The following is a 25,734-nucleotide window of genomic DNA, read 5'->3' on the forward strand; positions in this document are numbered from 1 at the left end:
AGGCCAGCTCTGTTGAGCCCTTATTAACCAGGTATTGACATATGTTGGTTAGGGGGCCTTGTCAGGCCCCCTTTTTACTTATCTCTTACTTATCTCCCCCACGAGATAACCGAGGAAAAGATAATGGCTGAAATTACCGCTGCCCTGGTAAAAGAACTGCGCGAACGTACCGGCGCAGGCATGATGGAATGTAAAAAAGCTCTGGTTGAAGCCAATGGCGACATCGAGCTGGCAATCGACAACATGCGTAAATCCGGCCAGGCTAAAGCTGCGAAAAAAGCAGGTCGCGTTGCTGCTGAAGGCGTGATCCTGACCAAAATTGCCGCTGACGGCAAATACGGCGTCATCGTTGAACTGAACTGCGAAACTGACTTCGTAGCAAAAGACGCCGGCTTCAAAGCGTTTGGCGAAGAAGTTATCGCCGCTGCGCTGAACGAACGCATCACTGATGTTGAAGTTCTGAAAGCGAAATTCGAAGAACAGCGCACCGCGCTGGTAGCGAAAATCGGTGAAAACATCAACATCCGTCGTATCGCCGTTCAGACTGGCGACGCGCTGGGTTCTTACATGCACGGCGCTCGTATCGGCGTTATGGTTGCCGCTACCGGTGCCGACGAAGAGCTGATCAAGCACGTTGCCATGCACATCGCCGCCAGCAAACCGGAATACGTTCATGCTGAAGACGTGCCGGCTGACGTCGTTGCCCGCGAGCATCAGATCCAGCTGGACATCGCCATGCAGTCCGGCAAGCCGCGCGAAATCGCTGAAAAAATGGTTGAAGGCCGCATGCGTAAGTTCACCGGCGAGATCTCTCTGACCGGTCAGAACTTCGTAATGGACCCGAACAAAACCGTTGGCCAGTTGCTGAAAGAGCACAATGCCTCCGTGAGCAGCTTCATCCGCTACGAAGTGGGTGAAGGCATCGAGAAAGCTGAAGTTGACTTTGCTGCCGAAGTCGCAGCAATGAGCAAGCAGTCTTAATAAAAAAGGAGCCGCCAGTTGGCGGTTCCTTTTTATCCAGCCAAACTATTCGCGATACCTGTAATTCGTGATACAAGCAATTTCATGGCATCTGGCCCCTATCGATGGTGTGCCGGGTGTGGCAGTAATAACCCCCAGTACGATGACAGCCTGTTAGGACAAGAACACCATGGCAACCAACGCAAAACCCGTATATCAACGTATCCTGCTGAAGCTGAGTGGCGAAGCGCTGCAGGGAGCTGAAGGTTTCGGTATCGATGCGAGCATCCTCGATCGCATGGCCCAGGAAGTGAAGGAACTGGTTGAGTTGGGCATTCAGGTCGGTGTAGTGATCGGCGGCGGCAACCTGTTCCGCGGCGCTGGTCTGGCCAAAGCAGGCATGAACCGTGTGGTGGGTGATCATATGGGGATGTTGGCTACCGTCATGAACGGTCTGGCGATGCGTGATTCGCTGCATCGTGCTTATGTCAACGCCCGCCTGATGTCGGCCATTCCGCTCAATGGCGTGTGCGATAACTACAGCTGGGCTGAAGCCATCAGCCTGCTGCGCAACAACCGCGTGGTGATTTTCTCCGCCGGTACCGGCAACCCCTTCTTCACCACCGACTCCGCTGCTTGCCTGCGCGGGATTGAAATCGAAGCTGATGTCGTACTGAAAGCCACCAAAGTGGATGGCGTATTTTCGGCTGACCCGGTTAAAGATCCCAATGCGACGCTCTACGAATCGTTGAGCTATCAGGAAGTGCTGGAGCGCGAACTTAAAGTGATGGATCTGGCGGCCTTTACGCTGGCGCGTGACCACAACCTGCCGATCCGGGTGTTCAATATGAATAAGCCGGGGGCGCTGCGTCGCGTCGTCATGGGCGAAAAAGAAGGGACGTTGATCAGTAATAACGGCTGACGTCTAATTTAAGGTAATATCTTGTTTTGGTGATATGCCCAAATAATTCGAGTTGCAGGAAGGCGGCAAGAGAGAGAATCCCGATGAGCTTACTCAGGTAAGTGATTCGGGTGAACGAACGCAGCCAACACACCTGCAACTTGAAATATGACGGGTATACAAGATTGCGCCATACATCGCCAGCCTGCCGCTGGTAATCAATGATTCGCTGGGTCATGCAAGCCGCGCGTGACCTGACTGGCAACCAGTTTTCAAGGGTTCACAACGTGATTAATGAAATCAGAAAAGACGCTGAAACGCGCATGGACAAATGCGTAGAAGCTTTCAAGAACCAGATCAGCAAAGTGCGTACTGGCCGCGCGTCCCCCAGTCTTCTGGACGGCATTCATGTGGAATATTACGGTAGCGCAACCCCGTTACGCCAGTTAGCCAACATCGTGGTGGAAGACACGCGTACGCTGGCCGTCACCGTATTTGACCGGACGTTGGGCCCGGCGGTGGAAAAAGCCATCATGGCATCCGATCTGGGTCTTAACCCGATGTCCGCCGGTACGGTTATCCGCGTTCCGCTGCCGCCGCTGACGGAAGAACGTCGTAAAGACCTGATCAAGGTGGTGCGCGGCGAAGCCGAGCAGAGCCGAGTGGCGGTACGTAACGTTCGCCGTGATGCCAACGACAAGCTGAAGGCGCAACTGAAAGATAAGACCATCAGCGAAGATGATGAACGCCGTTCTCAGGACGACGTTCAGAAGCTCACTGACAGCTTTATCAAGAAGATCGATGCCGTTCTGGCCGAGAAAGAAAAAGAACTGATGGATTTCTAATCCGTCAGTCAGGCACAGCGCCGCGGCAGGTGCAGGGTCAGGCCCGCGCCTCCTGCGGCGTTTTGTTTTTCAGCTTTTGGATGCGGGATGTTTTGCGTAACGCCGCGCATTTTCACGCCAGCCTTATCGACAGGCCAGCGCTGACGTTACAGACTGGCACCACGCCTGTTATCAAACCCAGTTTTATCAGGTCATATTCATGAAGCAACTGACAATCCTCGGTTCCACCGGTTCTATTGGCGTCAGTTCCCTGGCCGTGGTCAGGGCCAATCCAGACAAATTTTCGATAACGGCACTGGTTGCCGGACGCAATGTTTCCCTGATGGCGGAACAGTGCCTGGAGTTTTGCCCGGCATACGCCTCAATGGCAGACGAAGACGCTGCGCGTGAACTCCGCATCCGCTTAAACGAAGCCGGTAGTCGGACAACCGTGCTGTCAGGCGAGAAGGCTGCCTGTGAGCTGGCGGCGCTGGACGAGGTCGATCAGGTGATGGCGGCGATTGTTGGCGCAGCCGGTTTGTTGCCGGCATTGTCGGCGATTCGCGCCGGCAAGCAGGTGCTGCTGGCCAATAAAGAATCTCTGGTGACCTGCGGCCGTCTGTTTATGGACGAGGTTTCGAAGAACGGGGCGCAACTGTTGCCGGTTGATAGTGAACACAGCGCCATTTTTCAGAGTTTACCTGAGCCAATCCAACGGCAACTGGGATATGCTTCCCTGAAGCAATACGGGGTTGAGCGGGTTGTGCTGACCGGTTCAGGTGGGCCATTCCGCGAGATTCCGTTTGCCGCATTGGATTGCGTCACCCCTGATCAGGCGTGCGCCCATCCAAACTGGTCTATGGGGCGAAAAATTTCGGTGGATTCCGCCACCATGATGAATAAGGGACTGGAATATATCGAGGCGCGCTGGCTGTTTAACGCCTCGGAAGCACAGATGGAAGTGGTTATCCATCCCCAATCAGTCATCCATTCCATGGTGCGTTACCGGGATGGCAGTGTGATGGCTCAGTTGGGAACGCCCGATATGCGAACCCCCATAGCCTATGCGATGGCCTACCCCGATCGCGTTTTTTCCGGCGCGCCGGCGCTTGATTTCTGCCAGTTAGGGGCTTTGACCTTCTCTGCGCCGGATTTCCAGCGGTACCCTTGTCTGCGTCTGGCGATCGACGCATGCAATCAGGGGCAAGCCGCTACGACGGCACTCAATGCGGCAAATGAAATTGCGGTTGCGGCATTTTTACAATCCGGTATTCGTTTTACCGATATCGCCGCAGTCAATCAGAGCGTGATGGAACAGTTGACATTACCTGAACCGCAAAGCGTTGATGATGTATTGTCTATCGATACCTGGGCAAGACAAGCCGCAGAAAATGTATTGCGGCGTTATCAGTAACCTTACGCTGGTGTGTTTGTTCACATGCGCCTGAAATGGTATAGTCTGCGCCGCTTGATGCAGGTGGTTATTAATAAAAGCCACGGTGATGGAAAGCTGTGTGTTCACAGCTTTTTTTATGCTGTCAGGTTTGGCGCGACTGGAATAATCATTTTCTTGCTCGAGGAAATCAATACACGCTATGCCCTCCGAAAATCAACAAGGTAGTCAGAAGTTGTTACCTAACGGTCCGCGCCATGTAGCGATAATCATGGATGGCAATGGCCGCTGGGCTAAACAGAGGGGAAAGCTGCGGATCTTCGGTCATCAGGCGGGAGTGAAGTCAGTACGCCGTGCGATCAGTTATGCGGTCGGCCAGAACCTTGAAGCACTGACGCTATATGCGTTCAGCAGCGAAAACTGGAATCGTCCGGCGCAGGAGGTTTCTGCGCTGATGGAACTGTTTGTGCGCGTGCTGGATAGCGAAGTCAAGAATTTGCACAAGCACAATGTCCGTCTGAGAGTCATCGGTGATATCAGTCGCTTCAGTAGTCGATTGCAGGGACTTATTCGCCGCTCAGAGGCTGTGACGGAAAATAATACTGGTCTCACCCTGAATATTGCCGCGAATTATGGCGGGCGTTGGGATATTATCCACGGGGTCAGAAAAATCGCCGAACAGGTTCAGGAAGGGTTGCTGCGTCCTGATACCATTGACGAGTCGACTCTGAGTCGCTACATGTGCTTGAACGATCTGGCTCCGGTTGATCTGCTAATAAGAACCAGTGGAGAACATCGCATCAGCAATTTCCTGCTGTGGCAGATTGCGTATGCAGAACTCTATTTTACCGATGTTCTCTGGCCGGATTTTGACGAACAAACCTTTGAAGGTGCCATTCATGCCTTTGCTCAACGTGAGCGTCGCTTTGGGGGAACCACACCTGACGATGCGGGTGCATCGTAGGGGGTATTTTTGCTGAAGTATCGCCTGATTACTGCGCTGGTTCTTATTCCTTTGGTTATTGCGGCGCTTTTTTTCCTGCCGCCGTTGGTTTTCTCTCTGGTAACGCTGGCTGTCTGTATGCTGGCCGCCTGGGAGTGGGGTCAACTGGCTGGTCTGGTTTCTTACACACAGCGAATCTGGCTTTCCATCGCCTGCGGTTTCGTGCTGGCGGCGATGCTGCTGACTCTGCCTGATTATCATTATTCCGTTGCGCTTGTACCGGTTTGCCTTTCGCTATGGCTCTCCCTTGCCTGGTGGGGCGTGGCGTTGCTGATGGTCCTGTTTTATCCGTCTTCCGCTGCGGTGTGGCGTCATTCCCGCCTACTGCGTCTGTGTTTCGGCCTGTTGACCATTGTGCCTTTTTTCTGGGGGATGGTGGCGCTGCGCCAGTTCGAATATGAAACCAACCCTTTTAGCGGCGCCTGGTGGTTGCTGTATGTGATGGTGCTGGTTTGGGGCGCCGATAGCGGCGCCTACCTGTTTGGCAAACTGTTCGGCCGGCATAAGCTGGCGCCGAAAGTCTCGCCGGGAAAAACCTGGGAGGGATTTATCGGCGGGCTGGCAACGTCGGCGATGATTGCGTTACTGTTTAGCCACTATGCGCCATTGTCTGTTTCTACCTTTACCTTGCTGGTTTGCTCCGTAGTAGCGACGCTGGCTTCGGTATTGGGCGATCTGACTGAGAGCATGTTCAAGCGTGAGGCCGGCATCAAGGACAGCAGTCATCTGATTCCGGGTCACGGTGGGGTACTGGATCGTATTGACAGCCTGACCGCAGCCATTCCGGTATTTGCCTGCCTGATGCTGCTGCTGTTCAAGGCCGTTTAGGAATACAGGTAGAGTCTGTTTATGCTGAATATTCTCTGGAGCCTGGCCGCATTTATCGTCGCACTCGGTGTGCTGATCACCGTGCACGAATTTGGGCATTTCTGGGTTGCCCGCCGTTGCGGCGTTCGCGTCGAACGTTTCTCCATCGGTTTCGGCAAGGCGCTGTGGCGTCGCCGTGATCGTCAGGGAACCGAGTATGTGATCGCGCTGATTCCGTTGGGCGGCTATGTGAAAATGCTGGATGGCCGGGTTGATGAGGTGCCTGCGGGGCTTGAGCATCAGGCATTCAATCATAAGACCGTCTGGCAACGGGCGGCGATTGTCAGCGCCGGACCGATCGCGAACTTCATTTTCGCCGTTATCGCCTATTGGCTGGTGTTCATTATTGGCGTGCCGGGCGTCCGCCCGGTGGTTGGCGAGGTTTTACCCGGTTCGATTGCCGCACAGGCCCAAATTTCGCCGGGGATGGAACTAAAGTCGATTGATGGCATCGAAACGCCTGACTGGGATAGCGCGCGTTTGGCCCTGATTGGCAAGATTGGCGAACCTGACGTGGTGATTGAAACTGCGCCGCTGGGCGTCGCCAGAACCGAGAGTAAGCGGCTTGAACTGCAAGACTGGCATTTCGATCCGGAAAGGCAGGATCCGGCGGTATCGCTGGGGATTGTGCCCAAAGGACCGCAGGTCGAAGCGGTACTGACGCAGGTTCAGCCGCGTTCCGCGGCTGAAAAAGCGGGTTTGCAAGTCGGGGACAGGATCGTTAAAGTCGATGGTCAGCTGTTGGCTCGTTGGCAGCAGTTTGTCATTGCCGTGCGTGATAACCCAGGCAAACCGATTACGCTGGAGGTGGAAAGAGGCGGTGACTCGCTGTCCGTTGCTCTGACGCCTGATAGCAAAACGGTGGGGAAGAACCGGCTGGAAGGGTTTGCCGGTGTAGTGCCGAAAGTCACCCCTTTGCCTGATGAGTACAAGACCGTGCGCCAGTATGGGCCGTTCAGCGCCATCTATGAAGCCGGGAATAAAACCTGGCTGTTGATGAAACTGACAGTCAGTATGCTGGGTAAGCTGATTACCGGTGACGTGAAGCTGAATAATCTGAGCGGCCCGATCTCCATCGCGCAGGGAGCAGGCATGTCAGCAGACTACGGATTGGTGTATTACCTGATGTTTTTGGCGTTGATCAGCGTCAACCTGGGGATTATCAATCTGTTCCCGCTGCCAGTACTGGATGGTGGTCATCTGCTCTTTCTGGCGATTGAAAAGCTGAAGGGCGGACCGGTTTCCGAGCGTGTGCAGGACGTTAGCTATCGCATTGGCACGGTGTTGCTGATGATGTTAATGGGACTCGCACTTTTCAATGATTTCTCCCGCCTTTAGGTGTGGAACAGGTTAGGAAAAACGCATAACAACGATGGCGATGAAAAAGTTGCTCATAGCGTCGCTGCTGTTTAGCAGCGCCACCGTATACGGTGCAGACGGGTTCGTAGTGAAAGATATTCATTTCGAGGGCCTGCAGCGGGTTGCCGTCGGTGCGGCATTGCTCAGCATGCCTGTCCGGGTGGGAGATTCCGTCACTGACGAGGATATCGGTAACACCATTCGGGCTTTGTTTGCGACCGGAAACTTCGAAGATGTCCGTGTCCTGCGCGATGGGGATTCACTGCTGATTCAGGTCAAGGAGCGTCCGACGATTGCCAGCCTGACCTTCTCCGGCAACAAGGCGGTGAAAGAGGAGATGCTCAAAGAGAATCTTGAGGCCTCCGGTGTTCGCGTCGGTGAGGCGCTGGACCGCACCACCTTGTCCAACATCGAAAAAGGACTGGAAGATTTCTACTACAGCGTAGGTAAATACAGCGCCACGGTGAAAGCCGTCGTGACGCCGCTGCCCCGCAATCGCGTCGACCTCAAACTGGTGTTTACCGAAGGGGTATCCGCCAAGATCCAGCAAATCAACATCGTCGGCAACAAGTCCTTCAGCTCTGATGAATTGATTTCCCGCTTCCAGTTACGTGACGAAGTGCCGTGGTGGAACGTGGTCGGTGATCGCAAATACGAGAAGCAGAAACTTTCCGGCGACCTGGAAACCCTGCGCAGTTTTTATCTCGACCGCGGTTATGCGCGCTTCAATATCGATTCCACCCAGGTCAGCCTGACGCCTGACAAGAAAGGCATCTACATCACCGTCAACATCACCGAAGGCGATCAGTACAAGCTGTCCGGCGTGGTGGTGCGCGGTAATCTGGTTGGTCATGCCACCGAAATCGAAGATTTGACCCGCGTCCAGCCGGGCGAGCTGTATAACGGCACCAAAGTGACCCGGATGGAAGAGGACATCAAAAAACTGCTGGGACGTTATGGCTATGCCTATCCCCGCGTGGTGACCCAGCCGGAAATCAACGATAGCGACAAGACCGTGCGCCTGAACATCAACGTGGATGCCGGCAACCGCTTCACCGTACGCCGCATTCGCTTTGACGGCAACGATGTTTCCAAAGACTCCGTACTGCGCCGCGAAATGCGTCAGATGGAAGGCGGCTGGCTCGGCAACGATCTGGTGCAGCAGGGTAAAGAACGACTGAACCGCCTTGGCTATTTCGAAAGTGTGGATGTTGAGACCCAGCGCGTACCGGGAACGCCTGATCAGGTAGACGTGGTGTACAAGGTCAAGGAGCGTAACACCGGTAGCCTTAACTTCGGTGTCGGTTTCGGTACTGAAAGCGGCATCAGCTTCCAGGCCGGCGTCCAGCAGGACAACTGGCTGGGGACCGGTAACTCGGTTGGCATCAGCGGTACCCGCAACGACTACCAGACCTATGTCGAACTGTCGATGACCGATCCATACTTCACGGTGGATGGCGTCAGCCTCGGCGGCCGTATTTTCTACAACAACTTTAAAGCGTTGGATGCGGACCTGTCCGACTACACCAACCAAAGTTACGGTGCGGGCACGACGCTGGGCTTCCCGATCAACGAAAACAACTCGTTGCGCGTCGGCCTTGATTATGTACACAACTCCCTGTCGGATATGAAGCCGCAGGTGGCGATGTGGCGTTATCTGAACAAAGCCGGCGTGGATCCGGATCCACGTACCACGTCGAGCGCCAGTTTCGACGCCAACGACTTCTTCCTGACGTCTGGCTGGACCTACAATAACCTTGACCGCGGTTACTTCCCGACAGCGGGCAACCGCGCCAACCTGAACGCCAAGGTGACCGTGCCGGGTTCGGACAACGAATACTATAAACTGACCTTCGATTCGGCGAGTTACTTCCCGCTCAGCGAAAACCACAACTGGGTGCTGATGGCGAGAACCAAAGCCGGTTATGCCGATGGTCTGAGTGGTAAGGAAGTGCCGTTCTACGACAACTTCTTTGCGGGCGGCTCTAGTTCGGTGCGTGGTTTCCGCTCCAATACCATCGGTCCGAAAGCGGCCTACTACACCGGGTGCGGTTCAGAGAGCGTGTCGTCTTGCAGCATTGACTCCACTAAAATGAGAGATGCGGTGGGTGGTAACGCAATGGCGGTCGCCAGTGCGGAACTGATCGTGCCGACGCCGTTCATTAGCGACAAGTACTCCAGTTCTATCCGTACATCTTTCTTCGTCGATGCCGGTACTGTGTGGGATACTCACTGGGAAAACACCGCTCAGACGCTGGCTGCCGGCGTGCCGGATTACAGTACGCCTGGTAATATTCGTATGTCTTCAGGTCTTGCTGTGCAATGGATGTCGCCGCTGGGGCCGCTGGTGTTCTCGTATGCCCAGCCGTTTAAGAAATACGATGGGGATCGCTCCGAGCAGTTCCAGTTTAACATCGGTAAGACCTGGTAAGCAGAACTGCCTGGTGTTCGAGGTTGAAAGGAAAAGGAAGATGTACCGGCATCCGGCGGCGGCTTGAGTGTACAGCTTGGCCGCCGATGTCGCGATTACGATAAGCGCGATCAGCGCAGAAATACTTAGGGTGAGGAGTTTCAAAGTGAAAAAGTGGTTGTATGCCGCAGGTTTAGGTTTAACGCTGGCTGTATCTGCCGGCGCCCAGGCTGCCGACAAGATTGCGATTGTCAATGTTTCCAGCATCTTCCAACAGCTGCCGCAGCGTGAAGCAGTGGGCAAACAGCTGGAGAACGAGTTCAAAGGCCGCGCCTCTGAGCTGCAGTCTATGGAACGTGCTCTGCAGGAAAAAATGCAGAAACTGCAGCGTGATGGTTCTACCATGAAAGTCAGCGAACGCTCCAAAATGGAAAGCGACGTGATGGCCCAGCGCGAGCAATTCTCCAGCAAAGCTCAGGCGTTCGATCAGGACAACCGTCGTCGTCAGATGGAAGAGCGCAACAAGATCCTGAGCCGTATTCAGGACGCGGTCAAAGCGGTTGCCACTAAGCAGGGCTATGATGTGGTTATCGACGCTAACGCGGTTGCCTATGCTGACAACGCGAAAGACATTACTGCAGATGTGCTGAAACAGGTTAAATAATTCATGTTTTCAATTCGACTGGACGCCTTGGCTCAACAGTTGGATGCACAATTACACGGTGATGGCGATATCGTCATCACCGCTGTTGCTTCTATGCATTCAGCGCAGGCAGGACAGATTACGTTTTTATCCGATAGCCGCTATCGCGAGCAACTGAGCAGCACTCAGGCTTCCGCCGTGGTGCTGACAGAGGCCGATTTGCCGTTTTGCGACAAGGCCGCTCTGGTAGTAAAGAATCCTTATTTGGCCTATGCGCGTATGGCGCAGTTGATGGATACAACGCCGGCGCCTGCACAGGGGATCGCACCTTCCGCGGTGATTGCTCCTGATGCGCGTTTAGGAGATGGGGTTTCGGTGGGCGCGAATGCTGTTATCGAATCCGGCGTGGAACTGGGTAATGGCGCGATCGTTGGCGCGGGCTGCTTTATCGGCAAGAATGCCCGTATCGGGGCTGGAACCCGGTTATGGGCCAATGTCACGATTTACCATAACGTCGTATTGGGCGAACAGTGCCTGATTCAGTCCGGTGCGGTAATCGGTTCGGATGGATTTGGTTACGCTAATGATCGCGGTAACTGGATCAAAATTCCCCAGCTGGGAACGGTCATCATCGGCGATCGTGTCGAGATTGGCGCCAGTACCACCATCGATCGCGGCGCGCTGGACGATACCATTATTGGTAACGGTGTCATCATTGATAACCAATGTCAGATTGCACACAACGTTGTGATTGGGGACAATACCGCGGTTGCTGGCGGGGTAATCATGGCGGGCAGTCTGAAGATTGGCCGGTACTGCATGATTGGTGGCGCCAGCGTGATCAATGGTCACATGGAGATTTGCGACAAGGTTACAGTCACAGGGATGGGGATGGTCATGCGGCCTATCACTGAGCCGGGCGTTTATTCTTCCGGTATCCCATTGCAGCCGAACAAGGTCTGGCGTAAGACTGCAGCGCTGGTGATGAATATTGACGAGATGAGCAAACGGCTCAAAGCTGTCGAGCGTAAGCTCGAAGACCGTTAATCACCCGTATTCGCAACCCTGCGTTTCGGACGCAAGACTGGCGCCGTGTGCGCAATTTTTATTTGCGGCCTGCATGTTGTTCCTCCCTGGTTGGGGAATGTGCAGGCCGTGTTGTTGATGCTATCGTTTTTATTGACAGGAAGAGTATTTTGAATACAGACACGCATACTCTGCATATCGAAGAGATTCTGGATCTACTACCGCACCGCTATCCGTTCTTGCTGGTGGATCGTGTACTGGATTTTGAGAAAGGAAAATTCCTGCGCGCGGTAAAAAATGTCTCTTTTAACGAGCCGTTCTTTCAGGGGCATTTCCCTGGTAAACCGATTTTTCCCGGCGTGCTGATTCTGGAAGCTATGGCTCAGGCTACCGGTATTCTGGCGTTCAAGAGCCTGGGTAAACTGGAACCGGGCGAGCTGTACTATTTCGCCGCTGTAGACGAAGCGCGTTTCAAACGTCCTGTTGCGCCGGGCGATCAGATGATTCTGGAAGTCGAGTTCCTCAAGGAACGCCGCGGTATCGCGCGATTCAAGGGCGTTGCCAAAGTTGATGGTGAAATTGCTTGTGAAGCTGAAATGATGTGCGCTCGTCGTCGGGAGGGCTGATTCGTGATTGATCAAACCGCCTTTATTCACCCCAGTTCGATTGTTGAAGACGGCGCTGTTATCGGCGCCGGTGTGCATATTGGGCCGTTCTGCCATATCGGTGCGCAGGTTGAAATCGGCGCGGGTACGGTACTGAAATCTCATGTCGTCATTAACGGTATCACCAAGATTGGTTGTGATAACGAAATCTATCAGTTTGTCACGATTGGTGAAGTCAATCAGGACCTGAAATACGCAGGCGAGCCGACTCGCGTTGAAGTGGGCGACCGTAACCGTATCCGTGAAAGCGTGACCATTCACCGTGGCACAGCGCAGGGCGGCGGGTTGACTAAAGTCGGTAATGATAACCTGCTGATGATCAATACGCATATCGCTCACGATTGCGTCATTGGCAATCGCTGTATCCTGGCGAACAACGCCACGCTGGGCGGTCATGTCTCCGTTGATGATTTCGCGATCATTGGCGGCATGACGGCGGTGCATCAGTTCTGCGTAATTGGCGCGCACGTGATGGTGGGCGGCTGCTCCGGTGTGGCGCAGGATGTCCCGCCGTATCTGATCGCGCAGGGCAACCACGCCACGCCGTTCGGCATCAACATTGAAGGGCTGAAGCGCCGTGGGTTTGAAAAAGAAACCCTGCATGCTATCCGCAACGCTTACAAGCTGATCTATCGCAGCGGCAGAACGCTGGACGAAGTGAAAGCCGATCTTGAAGCGCTGGCGGCGGAGCACCCGGCGGTACAGGCATACCTTGATTTCTTTACCCGCTCGACGCGCGGCATTATTCGCTAAGTTATGACGCCGCGTCCCCTGACTATCGGACTGGTCGCCGGAGAAACCTCCGGCGATATTCTTGGCGCAGGCCTGATCCGCGCGCTGAAAACGCACGTGCCCGATGCCCGCTTTGTCGGCGTGGCCGGGCCGCGTATGCAGGCGGAAGGTTGCGAAGCCTGGTACGAGATGGAAGAGCTGGCGGTGATGGGCGTGGTGGAGGTGCTGGGGCGCCTGCCGCGCTTACTGAAGATCCGTCGCGACCTGACGCAGCGCTTCAGCGAATTGCAGCCGGATGTGTTTGTCGGCATCGACGCCCCCGATTTCAACATTACTCTGGAAGGCCGCCTCAAGCAGAATGGCATCAAAACCATTCACTATGTCAGCCCGTCGGTGTGGGCATGGCGGCAGAATCGTGTGTTTAAAATCGGTAAAGCCACCAATCTGGTGCTGGCGTTTCTGCCGTTCGAAAAAGCGTTTTACGATCGTTTCAATGTCCCTTGCCGTTTTATCGGCCATACCATGGCGGATGCAATGCCGTTGCATCCGGACAAAGCTGCGGCCCGGCGTGCGCTCGGGCTGGCTGAGGATGCGCGTTGTCTGGCGCTACTGCCCGGCAGCCGAAGCGCCGAAGTGGAAATGCTGAGCGCCGATTTTCTGAAAACGGCGCAATTGCTGCGGCAAACCTATCCTAGGCTGGAAGTCGTGGTGCCGATGGTTAACCAACGTCGCCGCGAACAGTTTGAACAGATTAAAGCTGAGGTTGCGCCAGAGATGGATGTTCGCCTGCTGGACGGGCAGGCGCGTGAAGCGATGATCGCCAGCGACGCCACACTACTCGCGTCCGGTACGGCCGCGCTGGAGTGCATGCTGGCGAAGAGTCCGATGGTGGTTGGATATCGGATGAAGCCCTTCACGTTCTGGCTGGCGAAACGACTGGTGAAAACGCCGTGGGTGTCGTTGCCCAATTTGCTGGCCGGGCGCGAGCTGGTCAGGGAATTGCTGCAGGATGACTGCACGCCTGACAAACTGTCGGCGGCGCTGCAGCCCTGGCTGGCTGGCGGCGAAGCGGCGCAGCAATTGCAGCAGGTCTTTTTGCACCTGCATGAGCAGATTCGATGCGACGCCGATGAGCAGGCGGCGCAGGCTGTACTGGAGCTGTGGCGGTCATGAGTGAGGTTTTTGTTTATCCCCAGGCGCATTGTATTGCCGGTGTGGATGAAGTGGGCCGCGGCCCTCTGGTGGGCGCGGTGGTTACGGCGGCGGTAATTCTGGACCCCAACCGGCCGATTGCCGGGCTGGCGGATTCCAAAACGCTTAGCGAGAAGCGCCGTGTGGCGCTGTACGACGAAATCCGTGAAAAAGCGCTGGCCTGGAGTCTTGGCCGCGCTGAACCGGAAGAGATCGATACGCTCAATATTCTGCACGCCACCATGCTGGCGATGCAGCGCGCGGTAGCCGGATTGCCCATCACGCCGGATTTTGTGCTGATCGACGGTAATCGCTGCCCATCGTTGCCGATGCCGTCGCAGGCGGTGGTCAAAGGCGACAGCCGGGTGGCGGAAATCAGCGCGGCCTCGATTCTGGCCAAAGTGACGCGAGATCGCGAAATGGAAGTGCTGGACCAGCAGTTTCCAGAGTATGGATTTGCGCAGCACAAGGGGTATCCTACGGCGTATCATCTTGAAAAGCTGGCGACGCTGGGCGCCACCCTTCATCACAGGCGCAGTTTCGCCCCGGTCAAACGGGCGCTGGACCTGGCATAACGCAAACGCATAAAACGCATATGTGCCTGATGTTGTTCACCAGGCGGGTTACTGAAGAGATTATGGGATCCGGAAATGGCCGAACCACGTTTTGTTCACCTGCGTGTTCACAGTGACTATTCCATGATCGATGGGCTGGCGAAAACCGGCCCGTTGGTAAAAAAAGCGGCTGCGCTGGGGATGCCGGCGCTGGCGATCACCGATTTTACCAACCTGTGCGGGCTGGTGAAATTCTATGGCGGCGCGCACGGCGCCGGCATCAAGCCAATCATCGGTGCGGATTTTTATCTGCAGAGTGAAGAGCTGGGCGACGAACTGGCGCACCTCACCATTCTGGCGATGAACAACGAAGGTTATCAGAACCTGACGCTGTTGATTTCCCGCGCCTATCAGCGCGGGTACGGCGCGGCCGGGCCCACGATTGATCGAGCATGGCTGGTGGAGTATCAGGCCGGGTTGTTGCTGTTGTCCGGCGGGCGCCACGGCGACATCGGCAAGTTTTTGCTGCGCGGCAATCAGGTGCTGGTGGAACAGAGCGTCGCCTTTTATCAGCAGCATTTTCCGCAGCGGTTTTATCTGGAGCTGATCCGTACCGGCCGGCCGGATGAGGAAAGCTACCTGCATGCGGCGGTGGAGCTGGCGACCGCGCATGGCTTGCCGGTGGTCGCCACCAACGAGGTCTGCTTCATCAGTCAGGATGACTTCGAGGCCCATGAGATCCGCGTGGCGATTCATGACGGCTTCACGCTGGACGACCCGAAACGCCCCCGAAATTATAGCGTGCAGCAGTACATGCGCAGCGAGGAGGAGATGTGCGAGCTGTTTGCCGATATCCCCGAAGCGCTCATCAACACCGTAGAGATAGCCAAACGCTGTAATGTCACCATTCGGCTCGGCGAGTATTTCCTGCCGCAATTCCCTACCGGCGACATGTCGACCGAAGACTATTTGGTGATGTGCTCCAAAAAAGGGTTGGAAGAACGACTGGAATTCCTGTTCCCGGATGAAGAGGTTCGCGCCCAGCGCCGCCCGGAATACGACGAACGTCTGGAAATCGAACTCAACGTCATCAACCAGATGGGTTTTCCCGGTTACTTCCTGATCGTAATGGAATTTATCCAGTGGTCGAAGGACAACGACGTGCCGGTAGGGCCGGGACGCGGCTCCGGCGCCGGCTCGCTGGTGGCGTATGCGCTGAAAATCACCGATCTGGATCCGCTGGAGTTTGACCTGCTGTTCGAACGCTTCCTTAACCCGGAGCGTGTTTCGATGCCTGACTTTGACGTCGACTTCTGCATGGAAAAACGCGATCTGGTGATTGATCACGTGGCGGACATGTACGGCCGCGACGCGGTGTCGCAGATCATCACCTTCGGTACCATGGCTGCCAAAGCGGTTATCCGCGACGTTGGCCGGGTACTGGGGCATCCGTACGGTTTTGTCGATCGCATTTCCAAACTGGTGCCGCCCGACCCTGGCATGACGCTGGAGAAAGCCTTCGCCGCCGAGCCGCAACTGGGTGAAATTTACGAAGCGGACGAAGAGGTTAAGGCGCTGATCGACATGGCGCGCAAACTGGAAGGGGTGACCCGCAACGCCGGCAAGCACGCCGGGGGCGTGGTGATTTCGCCTACCAAAATTACCGATTTTGCGCCGCTGTACTGCGACCCGGAAGGCAACCACCCGGTCACCCAGTTCGACAAAAGCGACGTGGAATACGCCGGTCTGGTGAAATTCGACTTCCTCGGCCTGCGCACGCTGACCATCATCAACTGGGCGCTGGAGATGATCAACGCCCGGCGCGGCAAGCAAGGGCTGGAGCCGGTGGATATCGCCGCCATCCCGCTGGACGACAAGAAAAGTTTCGATATGCTGCAACGCTCGGAAACCACGGCGGTATTCCAGCTTGAATCGCGCGGCATGAAAGACCTGATCAAACGCCTTAAGCCGGACTGCTTTGAGGATATGATCGCACTGGTGGCCCTGTTTCGTCCGGGGCCGCTGCAGTCGGGCATGGTGGATAACTTTATCGACCGTAAACACGGGCGTGAAGCGATTTCCTACCCGGATATCGAGTGGCAGCATGAGACGCTGAAACCGGTGCTGGAACCGACCTATGGTATCATCCTGTATCAGGAACAAGTGATGCAGATTGCCCAGGTGCTGGCGGGGTATACCCTTGGCGGCGCGGATATGCTGCGTCGTGCGATGGGTAAGAAAAAGCCCGAAGAGATGGCCAAGCAGCGCTCGGTATTTAAAGAGGGCGCGGAGAATATGGGCGTCGACGGCGAGCTGTCGATGAAAATCTTCGACCTGGTGGAGAAGTTCGCCGGTTACGGCTTTAACAAGTCGCATTCGGCCGCCTACGCGCTGGTATCGTATCAAACGCTGTGGCTGAAGGCCCATTATCCGGCGGAGTTCATGGCGGCGGTGATGACCGCGGATATGGACAACACCGACAAGATCGTCGGATTGGTGGACGAATGCTGGCGTATGGGGCTGAAGATCCTGCCGCCGGACATCAACAGCGGTCTGTACCATTTTCACGTCAACGATGACGGCGAGATCGTCTACGGCATCGGCGCCATCAAAGGCGTGGGTGAAGGGCCGATCGAAGCCATCATTGAAGCGCGTAATAACGATGGTTATTTCCGCGATTTGTTTGATCTCTGCGCCCGTACCGATATCAAAAAGCTGAACCGGCGGGTGCTGGAAAAGCTGATTATGTCCGGCGCGTTTGACCGGCTGGGGCCGCACCGGGCGGCGTTGATGAATTCGCTGGCGGATGCCATGAAGTCGGCGGAACAGCACGCGAAAGCGGAGGCTATCGGTCAGGCGGATATGTTCGGGGTGCTGGCGGAAACGCCTGAGCAGGTGGAGCAATCCTACAGCACGGTGCCGCCGTGGCCGGAACAGGTGGTGCTGGACGGCGAAAGGGAAACATTGGGGTTGTACCTGACCGGACACCCCATCAATCAGTATCTGAAGGAAATTGAACGCTACGCGGGAGGCGTGCGTTTAAAAGACATGCACCCCACGGAGCGGGGAAAAATGACCACTGCCGTCGGGTTGGTGCTCGCCGCCCGGGTGATGGTGACCAAACGGGGCAACCGTATTGGCGTCTGTACGCTGGATGATCGTTCCGGTCGTCTGGAAGTGATGCTGTTTACCGACGCGCTGGAAAAATATCAGCACCTGCTGGAGCAGGATCGCATTTTGATTGCCAGCGGACAGGTCAGCTTTGATGACTTCAGCGGCGGACTTAAAATGACGGTCAGAGAGCTAATGGATATCAGCGAAGCGCGGGAAAAATACGCGCGCGGGCTTGCTATCTCGCTGACTGACAGGCAAATTGATGACCAGTTGTTAAACCGTCTCCGTCAGTCGTTGGAACCCCATCGATCGGGGACGATTCCGGTGCATCTCTACTACCAGCGCCAGGACGCGCGTGCCCGGCTACGTTTCGGTGCGGCATGGCGTATCACGCCCACCGATGGGTTGCTGAATGATTTACGTACCCTGGTTGGTAATGAACAGGTAGAACTGGAATTTGACTAAAATAGGAATACTATGAGTCTGAATTTTCTTGATTTTGAGCAGCCGATTGCAGAGTTGGAAGCAAAGATTGATTCCCTGACCGCAGTCAGCCGCCAAGATGAAAAATTGGATATTAATCTGGATGAAGAAGTTAAGCGTCTGCGTGAAAAGAGCGTAGAGCTGACGCGCAAAATCTTCGCCGATCTGGGCGCCTGGCAGATTGCCCAACTGGCGCGCCATCCACAGCGTCCTTATACCCTGGACTACGTTCAGCACATTTTCTCCGACTTTGACGAACTGGCCGGCGATCGCGCCTATGCCGATGACAAGGCAATCGTCGGGGGCATCGCCCGTCTTGACGGGCGTCCGGTTATGATTATTGGTCATCAGAAAGGCCGCGAAACCAAAGAAAAAATCCGTCGCAATTTCGGGATGCCGGCGCCGGAAGGTTACCGCAAGGCGCTACGCCTGATGGAGACTGCTGAACGTTTCAAAATGCCGATCATCACCTTTATCGACACCCCGGGCGCGTATCCGGGCGTAGGGGCGGAAGAGCGCGGCCAGTCTGAAGCGATCGCCCGCAACCTGCGCGAAATGTCCAGCCTGCGTGTACCGATCGTCTGTACGGTGATTGGCGAAGGCGGCTCCGGCGGCGCGCTGGCTATCGGTGTCGGCGACAAGGTGAACATGCTGCAGTACAGCACCTATTCAGTTATTTCGCCGGAAGGCTGCGCCTCGATTCTGTGGAAAAGCGCCGACAAAGCGCCGCTGGCTGCGGAAGCGATGGGGATTACCGCACCGCGTCTGAAAGAGCTGAAGCTGATTGACTCGGTGATTCCGGAACCGCTGGGCTCAGCCCATCGTGATGTAGCAGCAATGGCCGCATCGCTGAAATCACAGTTGCTGTCTGACCTGAACGAACTGGATACGCTGAGCGAACAGGAATTGCTGAACCGCCGTTACCAGCGTTTGATGAATTACGGCTACTGCTGATTTACCTCGCTATGCATCAAACAAGTCCGCGATTGGGAACGATCGCGGACTTTTTGTTATGCTGATAACGGTGTTACGCGACGTGCCATCACCGCGGCGGCTTATTGTTCGACCCGCATTTTCTCCTCAACCATGACATGGCATCGGCGAGCGTGGTGGCGCGCCATTCAAGGGAACCACTCTTATGCTGACATTGCTGGATGTTCACCATATCGCGATTATTGCCTCGGATTATGAGCGCAGTAAGCGTTTCTATTGCGACGTGCTCGGTTTTACGCTGCAACAGGAGGTCTACCGGGCGGCCCGTGACTCCTGGAAAGGCGATCTGGCGCTTAACGGCGCTTATCTGATCGAACTGTTTTCATTCCCTTCGCCGCCGGCACGCGTCAGCCGACCGGAAGCCTGCGGGCTGCGTCATCTGGCGTTTGCGGTTGACGATATCGAACAGGCGGTCATTGCGCTGAACGAGGCGGGGGTGGACTGCGAGCCGGTGCGGACAGACGAGTATACCGGCCGCCGTTTTACCTTCTTTGCCGATCCGGACGGATTGCCGCTTGAGTTGTATGAACGCTGATACCGATATTTTTCCCGAACTGCTGACGGCGATTGACGCGCAGATTGCGGCCGATGGGCACTATCTGGTGGCCTACAGCGGCGGGCTGGACTCCAGCGTGCTGCTGCATTTGATGATGCGTTTACGCCGACGGCGTGTATCGTCTTTACCGGTATTGTCTTTACAGGAATTGTCTTTACAGGAATTGCCTCTGCGGGCGGTGTATGTGCATCACGGCCTGAGCGCGCATGCCGATGCGTGGGCTGAACATTGCCGCGCCCAGTGCCTGCGCTGGCAGGTGCCGTTTGATGTGTTGCAGGTTCAGGTGGATGCCCGCGACGGCGGCGTTGAAGCCGCTGCGCGGTCCGCGCGTTATCAGGCGTTGCAACAACATTTGCATGACGGGGAAACGCTGCTGACGGCCCAACATCAGGATGACCAGAGCGAAACGTTCCTGCTGGCGCTTAAACGCGGCAGCGGGCCTGCCGGACTGGCGTCGATGGCGGCGACCGCGCAACCAAACGGCGTTCGGCTGCAACGCCCGCTGCTGGGGATAGCCCGCGAACAACTGGAGGCTTATGCCAACGCGTACCAGTTGACGTGGGTGGAGGATGACAGCAACGCCGATGAGCGCTACGACCGCAATTTTCTGCGCCGACAGGTGTTGCCGTTGCTGAAACGGCGTTGGCCTCATTTCCCTTCAGCGGTGGCGCGCAGCGCCGAACTGTGCGCGGAACAGGAACAACTGCTGGATGAACTGCTGGCTGAGTCGCTGGCGACGCTGCGCAATGCCGATGGCGCGTTGAGCGTGGCGGCGTTGACGCCAATGAGCGCCGCACGGCGGTTCGCTTTGTTGCGTCGTTGGCTGGCGGAGCAGGGCGCGCGTATGCCGTCCCGCGAACAATTGACGCGATTGTGGGAAGAGGTGGCGACCAGCCGTGACGATGCCAACCCTTGCCTGCAACTCGGTTCGTGGCAGGTCAGGCGGTTTCGCCACTGCTTGTATCTGCTGCCGGCGATGACGCCGGTAACCGGATATGTGCTGCCGTGGCAGCCAGCGGCCGCGCCCTTGCCGTTGCCGGATAACCTCGGGCAACTGCGGGTATCGACGCAGGGAACCTGGATGCGGCAGCCGCGCCATGACGAAGTCGTCACCGTGCGTTTCGGTTTTCAGGGGTATGTGCAGATAGTCGGGCGCGCGCATGGCCGCCCTATCAAGAAATTATGGCAGGAGCTGGACGTGCCGCCGTGGCTGCGGGAACGCACGCCGCTGATTTTCTATAACGACCAGTTGATTGCGGCGGTCGGGCGATTTGTGACCCGTGAAGGACAGGCGACGGCGGATGAGAGCGGATGGTTTATCGACTGGCGTGGGCTGAAATAAAAACGGACAACCCGCGTTGTCCGTTGCTGTAGACGAAAAGGGCTGTCAGGGCTCGCTGACCACCACTTTACCAATTTCGGGGTGACTGAAGCTGAGGATATGGTCGAGACGGAGCTCGCGTTTCTGACCCGACTCTTCAATCACCAGATATTCGATATTTTTTCGAGAGATCATATCACTGGCTTTACCGACCACGACCTCGCCAGTACGCAGTTCAACCGTCAGCGTCAGATGCTGCTGGCAGGTGGCTTCCAGGTTATCGTAGTCATCACAATTGATGGGTTGATATTCATTACTCATTGACATAATCGCTCACCAATAAGTTAGCGGCGGCATAAGCCGCCTGTTCCCTGACAGAGGATGGTAATTCGCTGTTTGTCGCGATGCCATCCAGGGTTTTCAACACACAACCCAGCGCGTCGGGTATGAACCCCAGATCGCCACTGGCGATCTCCGCGTACAGACGGCGCACTAATTCACTGTATTGTTGCATAATATCCTCTCTTAGAGCTTAACCCGGTAGAGATTCATGCATCCTTCATTGTTATGGTGACTGCAATGTAAGTCTACGAAGATAAACTCTCATCTTCTTTCCGACTATAGCATAGGCCCCGGTAGGTTATCAGCATAATGCAACAGCATAATTCTGCTGTTACCGCCCATAACGCGCATGTGACTGTGATGTACGTCGCAGCTGGGGTAGACTAACGGCTCTGTAATTAGGGGTAGAGAATGGCCTTAAAAGCAACGGTTTACAAAGCCAACGTCAACATCGCCGATATGGATCGCGCGTTTTTCCAGGATGTCAGCCTGACGCTGGCCCAGCACCCTTCCGAAACCGACCAGCGCATGATGCTGCGACTGCTGGCGTGGATCTGCCATGCCGATGATCGGTTGCGTTTCACCAAGGGATTGAGCGCGGATGACGAGCCGGAAATCTGGCAACATAGCGACGACGGTCAACTGATGTTATGGATTGAACTGGGCCTGCCTGATGAAAAACGCCTGAAAAAAGCCTGTAGTCTGTCGCCCGACGTGGTGCTGTATGCCTATGGCGAACGCGCTGCCCGGGTATGGTGGCAAAACATGGCCGACAAGGCGGCGTCTCTGTCCAATCTGACGGTGTATTTTCTCGATGATCAGCAACTGGCGAGCCTGGCTGCCCTGGCGAAACGTTCCATGACATTACAGGCTACGTTGCAGGAAGGAACTATCTGGCTGTCTGACGATCAGAATAATCTGGAATTGTCGTTCAGTAGCTGGCAAATTGCCCAAGGTTAAGGATGATCTGACAGCATGCCAGCACAACACAGCAGGAGAATAAGGATGAAAAAACTGGCGACAGGGGTGATGCTTGTTCTTTTATTATCGGGGTTGATGGGGTGCCATTCCCGCCCCCAGATTCAGGAAGAGCCATTACGCCCGATGGCGCAATATTATCGCGGTAAGTTGCCTTGTGGCGCGTGCGGCGAGATGGATACGTCACTGTTTTTGAATACGGACGGCAGTTTTGTCATGCAGGAAAGCTACCCGTCCGGGACTGACGGTAACACCACCGTTGCGGAATCGGGCCGCTGGAGCCGTACCGCCGAACGGCTGGTACTGACCGATAACTATGGCGAGAAACGCTATTTCCGCCCGTTAAACAATGGCCTTGAAGCCTTGGGCGATGACGGCCAGCCGTTGGGCGCCGCCGCTCAGCGTTACCGGTTGCTTGCCGTGGATAAGCAGGATAAACCGGTAGAGCCCGCATGTCTGAGCCTGCTCCCCGGTCGTGATATGCGCGCGATAACGGCTGCGGTTGAGCGTTATATGACGAAGCAACCGGGTGGGCATGTATTTTCCATTGCGATGGAGCCGGGAATCACTGCCGTGCACGTGAGCTATTACTCATATTCCCGCGTGATTGCCTATCCTGTGGCCCTGTGATGCAGCCTTGAGCCTTGGGCGGACAGAGATAGCGTGAGCGGAGAACCTGAAAGCCGTTGTTCTCCGCTCAACACTTTTACATCATTCCTTTCAGCTTATACAACCAATCCAGCGCCTGACGCGGCGTCAGCGTGTCCGGGTCGATGGCTTCCAGCGCGTCCAGCGCCGGCGACGGTTCTTCCGGCGTGAGCAACGCGAGTTGCGAGCCGTCGACGTGGCTGGCCGAAGCATGACCTGCCAGTGACTCCAGTTCTTTCAGCTTTTGTCTTGCCCGCTTGATGACCTCTTTCGGCACGCCGGCCAGCGCCGCTACTGCCAGTCCGTAACTCTTGCTGGCTGCGCCTTCCTGCACGCTGTGCATAAAGGCGATGGTGTCGCCATGTTCCAGCGCGTCGAGATGGATATTGATCACGCCTTCCATTTTTTCCGGCAGGTTGGTGAGCTCGAAATAGTGAGTGGCGAACAGGGTCATCGCCTTGATTTTGTTCGCCAGCGCTTCGGCGCAGGCCCAGGCCAGCGACAGACCGTCGTAAGTGGATGTACCGCGCCCGATTTCATCCATCAACACCAGACTGTGTTCGGTGGCGTTATGCAGAATGTTGGCGGTTTCCGTCATTTCCACCATGAAGGTTGAACGGCCGGAAGCCAGATCATCGGCGGCGCCGACGCGGGTGAAGATACGGTCGACCGGGCCAATCACCGCCTGTTCGGCCGGGACGTAGCTGCCGATGTGCGCCATCAGCACAATCAGCGCCGCTTGTCGCATATAGGTGCTTTTCCCGCCCATGTTGGGGCCGGTGATGATCAGCAGCCGACGCTGAGGCGACAGCGACAGCGGGTTGGCGATAAAGGGCTCGCTCAGCACTTGTTCCACCACCGGATGGCGGCCGCCGGTAATCTTGATCCCCGGTTTGTCGCTGAGAGTGGGGCAGACGTAGTTCAGCGTGTCGGCGCGTTCGGCCAGATTGGTAAGAACATCCAGTTCCGCCAGCGCGCCGGCGCTTTGCTGCAGGTCCGCCAGATGCGGCAGCAGCAGATCGAACAATTCTTCGTACAGGGCTTTTTCCAGCGCCAGCGCCTTGCCTTTTGAGGTCAGTACCTTGTCTTCGTATTCTTTCAGCTCGGGAATGATGTAGCGCTCGGCATTTTTCAGCGTCTGGCGGCGCACATAGTTCATCGGCACCAGATGGCTCTGCCCACGGCTGACCTGAATGTAGTAACCGTGCACGCCGTTGAAACCGACCTTCAGCGTGTCGATGCCAAGCCGGTCGCGTTCGCGGATTTCCAGTTTTTCCAGATAATCGCTGGCGCCATCGGCCAGCATGCGCCACTCATCCAGTTCGGCGTTGTAGCCGCTGGCGATGACGCCGCCGTCTCGTACCAATACCGGCGGCGCTTCCACCACCGCGTGTTCCAGCAGGTCGCGCAGCTCATCAAAATGGCCGACTTGCGTCCGCAATTGTTGTACCGCTTCGGCGCTGACCGTTTCCAGCAGAGCGTGAATGTCCGGCAACTGTTGAAAGGCATGACGCATTCGGGCCAGATCGCGCGGACGCGCCGAGCGCAGCGCCAGACGCGCCAGAATACGCTCCAGATCGCCCACCTGGCGCAAAAACGGCTGCAGTTCGGCCGCCGTATCCCGCAGTGCGCCGATGGCCTGCTGACGCCGCAGCAGCGCCTGAACGTCGCGAATCGGCGCGTGCAGCCAGCGTTTCAGCATGCGGCTGCCCATCGCGGTAACGGTACGGTCCAGCACCGAGGCCAGCGTATTCTCACCGCTGCCGGACAGGTTCTGCGTCAGCTCCAGATTGCGGCGCGTCGCCGCATCCATGATGATGCCGTCCTGCTGGCGTTCCACGGTGATGCCGCGGATATGCGGCAGCGAGGTTCGCTGGGTATCTTTGGCGTATTGCAACAGACAACCCGCGGCGCGCAGCCCCAGGTGCGCCTGCTCTACGCCGAAACCGGTCAGGTCGCGGGTGCCAAACTGCAGATTCAACTGCTGGCGGGCGGTGTCCAGTTCGAACTCCCACAACGGACGGCGGCGCAGCCCGTGGCGATGCTCAATCAGGGACATCGCTTCAAAGGTTTCCGGATAGAGCAATTCCGCCGGATTGGTGCGCTGCAGCTCCGCCGCCATGGTTTCCCGGTCAACCGGCTCCACCAGCCGGAAACGGCCGGAGCTGATATCCAGCGTGGCGTAGCCGAATCCCCGGCCTTCCTGCCAGACGGCGGCCAGCAGGTTGTCCTGTTTTTCCTGTAAGAGCGCTTCATCGCTAATGGTGCCGGGGGTGACGATGCGCACCACTTTGCGCTCCACCGGGCCTTTGCTGGTGGCCGGGTCGCCAATTTGTTCGCAGATCGCCACCGATTCGCCCAACTGCACCAGTTTGGCCAGATAGTTTTCCACCGCATGGTGAGGTACGCCTGCCATCGGGATGGGTTCCCCCGCGGAAGCGCCGCGCTTGGTCAGCGAAATATCCAGCAACTGTGAGGCGCGTTTGGCGTCGCCATAAAACAGCTCATAGAAGTCGCCCATGCGGTAAAACAGCAGAATATCGGGATGCTGGGCTTTCAGCTTCAGGTACTGCTGCATCATGGGGGTATGCAAGCTAATGTCTTCTTTTTCCATTTAAATAAATCACTTATAAATTACGATGCCAGTTTTGGGGCAATTGGGGCATTTTGATCCCTATTTTTCATGTTTTCCCAGATGCGATCCAGCTCCCTGTGAGACGCTGAATCTATCCAGCATGCATAGACTTCAACAAGCATTAAGTAATCGTTGT

General features: G+C 56.2%; 23 protein-coding genes. 20 read left to right on the plus strand and 3 right to left on the minus strand.

Going from position 1 to position 25,734, the window contains the following annotated elements:
* Window positions 1-123: 123 nt before the first annotated feature.
* The 18 genes from tsf to tilS all read left to right on the plus strand — a co-directional run bounded on the left by tsf (window position 124) and on the right by tilS (window position 21,016).
* Window positions 124-981, plus strand: coding sequence for a translation elongation factor Ts (gene tsf / locus CPA59_RS04935; RefSeq protein ID WP_038918082.1), 858 nt, complete (start codon window positions 124-126; stop codon window positions 979-981).
* Between the two features lie 169 nt (window positions 982-1,150).
* Window positions 1,151-1,882, plus strand: coding sequence for a UMP kinase (pyrH, locus tag CPA59_RS04940; RefSeq protein ID WP_013316752.1), 732 nt, complete (start codon window positions 1,151-1,153; stop codon window positions 1,880-1,882).
* Window positions 1,883-2,148: 266 nt separating this feature from the next.
* Complete coding sequence (gene frr / locus CPA59_RS04945; RefSeq protein WP_024104878.1) at window positions 2,149-2,706, plus strand: ribosome recycling factor; 558 nt, start codon at window positions 2,149-2,151, stop codon at window positions 2,704-2,706.
* 199 nt (window positions 2,707-2,905) lie between these two features.
* Window positions 2,906-4,099 (plus strand): 1-deoxy-D-xylulose-5-phosphate reductoisomerase, encoded by a 1,194-nt coding sequence (ispC, locus tag CPA59_RS04950; protein WP_038918083.1) that lies wholly within the window; start codon window positions 2,906-2,908, stop codon window positions 4,097-4,099.
* Window positions 4,100-4,280: 181 nt separating this feature from the next.
* The gene (ispU, locus tag CPA59_RS04955) at window positions 4,281-5,042 is read left to right on the plus strand and encodes a (2E,6E)-farnesyl-diphosphate-specific ditrans,polycis-undecaprenyl-diphosphate synthase (protein ID WP_038918085.1); all 762 of its coding nucleotides are present in this window, start codon (window positions 4,281-4,283) and stop codon (window positions 5,040-5,042) included.
* A gap of 9 nt (window positions 5,043-5,051) precedes the next feature.
* Window positions 5,052-5,909 carry a phosphatidate cytidylyltransferase gene (gene cdsA, locus CPA59_RS04960; protein WP_107758810.1) on the plus strand — a complete coding sequence of 286 codons (858 nt, stop codon included), beginning with the start codon at window positions 5,052-5,054 and terminating at the stop codon, window positions 5,907-5,909.
* Between the two features lie 21 nt (window positions 5,910-5,930).
* On the plus strand, window positions 5,931-7,286 hold the full coding sequence (gene rseP, locus CPA59_RS04965; RefSeq protein WP_038918087.1) for a sigma E protease regulator RseP: 1,356 nt from the start codon (window positions 5,931-5,933) through the stop codon (window positions 7,284-7,286).
* A 34-nt stretch (window positions 7,287-7,320) separates the two neighbouring features.
* Window positions 7,321-9,738 carry an outer membrane protein assembly factor BamA gene (gene bamA / locus CPA59_RS04970; protein WP_038918088.1) on the plus strand — a complete coding sequence of 806 codons (2,418 nt, stop codon included), beginning with the start codon at window positions 7,321-7,323 and terminating at the stop codon, window positions 9,736-9,738.
* Between the two features lie 145 nt (window positions 9,739-9,883).
* Entirely contained in the window at window positions 9,884-10,381 is a 498-nt protein-coding gene (skp, locus tag CPA59_RS04975; protein WP_107758811.1) for a molecular chaperone Skp, read from the plus strand.
* A 3-nt stretch (window positions 10,382-10,384) separates the two neighbouring features.
* Complete coding sequence (gene lpxD / locus CPA59_RS04980) at window positions 10,385-11,407, plus strand: UDP-3-O-(3-hydroxymyristoyl)glucosamine N-acyltransferase (RefSeq protein WP_038661494.1); 1,023 nt, start codon at window positions 10,385-10,387, stop codon at window positions 11,405-11,407.
* A 149-nt stretch (window positions 11,408-11,556) separates the two neighbouring features.
* Window positions 11,557-12,012, plus strand: a complete 456-nt coding sequence (gene fabZ, locus CPA59_RS04985) for a 3-hydroxyacyl-ACP dehydratase FabZ (RefSeq protein ID WP_013316761.1) — start codon at window positions 11,557-11,559, stop codon at window positions 12,010-12,012.
* A gap of 3 nt (window positions 12,013-12,015) precedes the next feature.
* Entirely contained in the window at window positions 12,016-12,804 is a 789-nt protein-coding gene (lpxA, locus tag CPA59_RS04990) for an acyl-ACP--UDP-N-acetylglucosamine O-acyltransferase (RefSeq protein ID WP_038661490.1), read from the plus strand.
* Between the two features lie 3 nt (window positions 12,805-12,807).
* On the plus strand, window positions 12,808-13,956 hold the full coding sequence (gene lpxB, locus CPA59_RS04995; protein ID WP_107758812.1) for a lipid-A-disaccharide synthase: 1,149 nt from the start codon (window positions 12,808-12,810) through the stop codon (window positions 13,954-13,956).
* Window positions 13,953-14,549 carry a ribonuclease HII gene (gene rnhB, locus CPA59_RS05000; protein WP_107758813.1) on the plus strand — a complete coding sequence of 199 codons (597 nt, stop codon included), beginning with the start codon at window positions 13,953-13,955 and terminating at the stop codon, window positions 14,547-14,549. Before lpxB ends, rnhB begins: the two co-directional genes overlap by 4 nt.
* A gap of 75 nt (window positions 14,550-14,624) precedes the next feature.
* Window positions 14,625-18,107, plus strand: a complete 3,483-nt coding sequence (gene dnaE, locus CPA59_RS05005) for a DNA polymerase III subunit alpha (RefSeq protein WP_107758814.1) — start codon at window positions 14,625-14,627, stop codon at window positions 18,105-18,107.
* Between the two features lie 12 nt (window positions 18,108-18,119).
* Window positions 18,120-19,079 carry an acetyl-CoA carboxylase carboxyl transferase subunit alpha gene (gene accA, locus CPA59_RS05010; protein ID WP_038661476.1) on the plus strand — a complete coding sequence of 320 codons (960 nt, stop codon included), beginning with the start codon at window positions 18,120-18,122 and terminating at the stop codon, window positions 19,077-19,079.
* A 184-nt stretch (window positions 19,080-19,263) separates the two neighbouring features.
* Window positions 19,264-19,653: a VOC family protein gene (locus CPA59_RS05015; RefSeq protein WP_049854464.1), complete on the plus strand. Its 390-nt coding sequence runs from the start codon at window positions 19,264-19,266 to the stop codon at window positions 19,651-19,653.
* Window positions 19,643-21,016: a tRNA lysidine(34) synthetase TilS gene (gene tilS, locus CPA59_RS05020; RefSeq protein ID WP_107758815.1), complete on the plus strand. Its 1,374-nt coding sequence runs from the start codon at window positions 19,643-19,645 to the stop codon at window positions 21,014-21,016. The genes CPA59_RS05015 and tilS overlap by 11 nt, the downstream gene beginning before the upstream one ends.
* Window positions 21,017-21,061: 45 nt before the next feature.
* On the opposite strand, the gene rof is transcribed toward tilS, so the two are convergent.
* Together rof and CPA59_RS05030 are read right to left on the minus strand one after the other, a co-directional pair.
* The gene (gene rof / locus CPA59_RS05025) at window positions 21,062-21,322 is read right to left on the minus strand and encodes a Rho-binding antiterminator (RefSeq protein ID WP_038661467.1); all 261 of its coding nucleotides are present in this window, start codon (window positions 21,320-21,322) and stop codon (window positions 21,062-21,064) included.
* A complete protein-coding gene (locus CPA59_RS05030; protein ID WP_013316770.1) occupies window positions 21,309-21,509 on the minus strand; it encodes a YaeP family protein in 201 nt (66 codons plus the stop codon). Before CPA59_RS05030 ends, rof begins: the two co-directional genes overlap by 14 nt.
* A gap of 239 nt (window positions 21,510-21,748) precedes the next feature.
* Between CPA59_RS05030 and CPA59_RS05035 the strand changes: the two genes are divergently transcribed.
* Both CPA59_RS05035 and CPA59_RS05040 read left to right on the plus strand, forming a co-directional pair.
* Window positions 21,749-22,297 (plus strand): YaeQ family protein, encoded by a 549-nt coding sequence (locus CPA59_RS05035; RefSeq protein ID WP_038918097.1) that lies wholly within the window; start codon window positions 21,749-21,751, stop codon window positions 22,295-22,297.
* A gap of 45 nt (window positions 22,298-22,342) precedes the next feature.
* Window positions 22,343-22,945, plus strand: a complete 603-nt coding sequence (locus tag CPA59_RS05040) for a copper resistance protein NlpE N-terminal domain-containing protein (protein WP_038918098.1) — start codon at window positions 22,343-22,345, stop codon at window positions 22,943-22,945.
* A 76-nt stretch (window positions 22,946-23,021) separates the two neighbouring features.
* Here the strand turns inward: CPA59_RS05040 and mutS are convergent, their stop codons facing one another.
* Complete coding sequence (gene mutS / locus CPA59_RS05045) at window positions 23,022-25,577, minus strand: DNA mismatch repair protein MutS (RefSeq protein ID WP_174213729.1); 2,556 nt, start codon at window positions 25,575-25,577, stop codon at window positions 23,022-23,024.
* Window positions 25,578-25,734: the final 157 nt, after the last annotated feature.

It is taken from the genome of Dickeya sp. Secpp 1600 (assembly GCF_003049805.1).
In the GTDB taxonomy this organism is placed as follows: Bacteria; Pseudomonadota; Gammaproteobacteria; order Enterobacterales; family Enterobacteriaceae; genus Dickeya; species Dickeya fangzhongdai.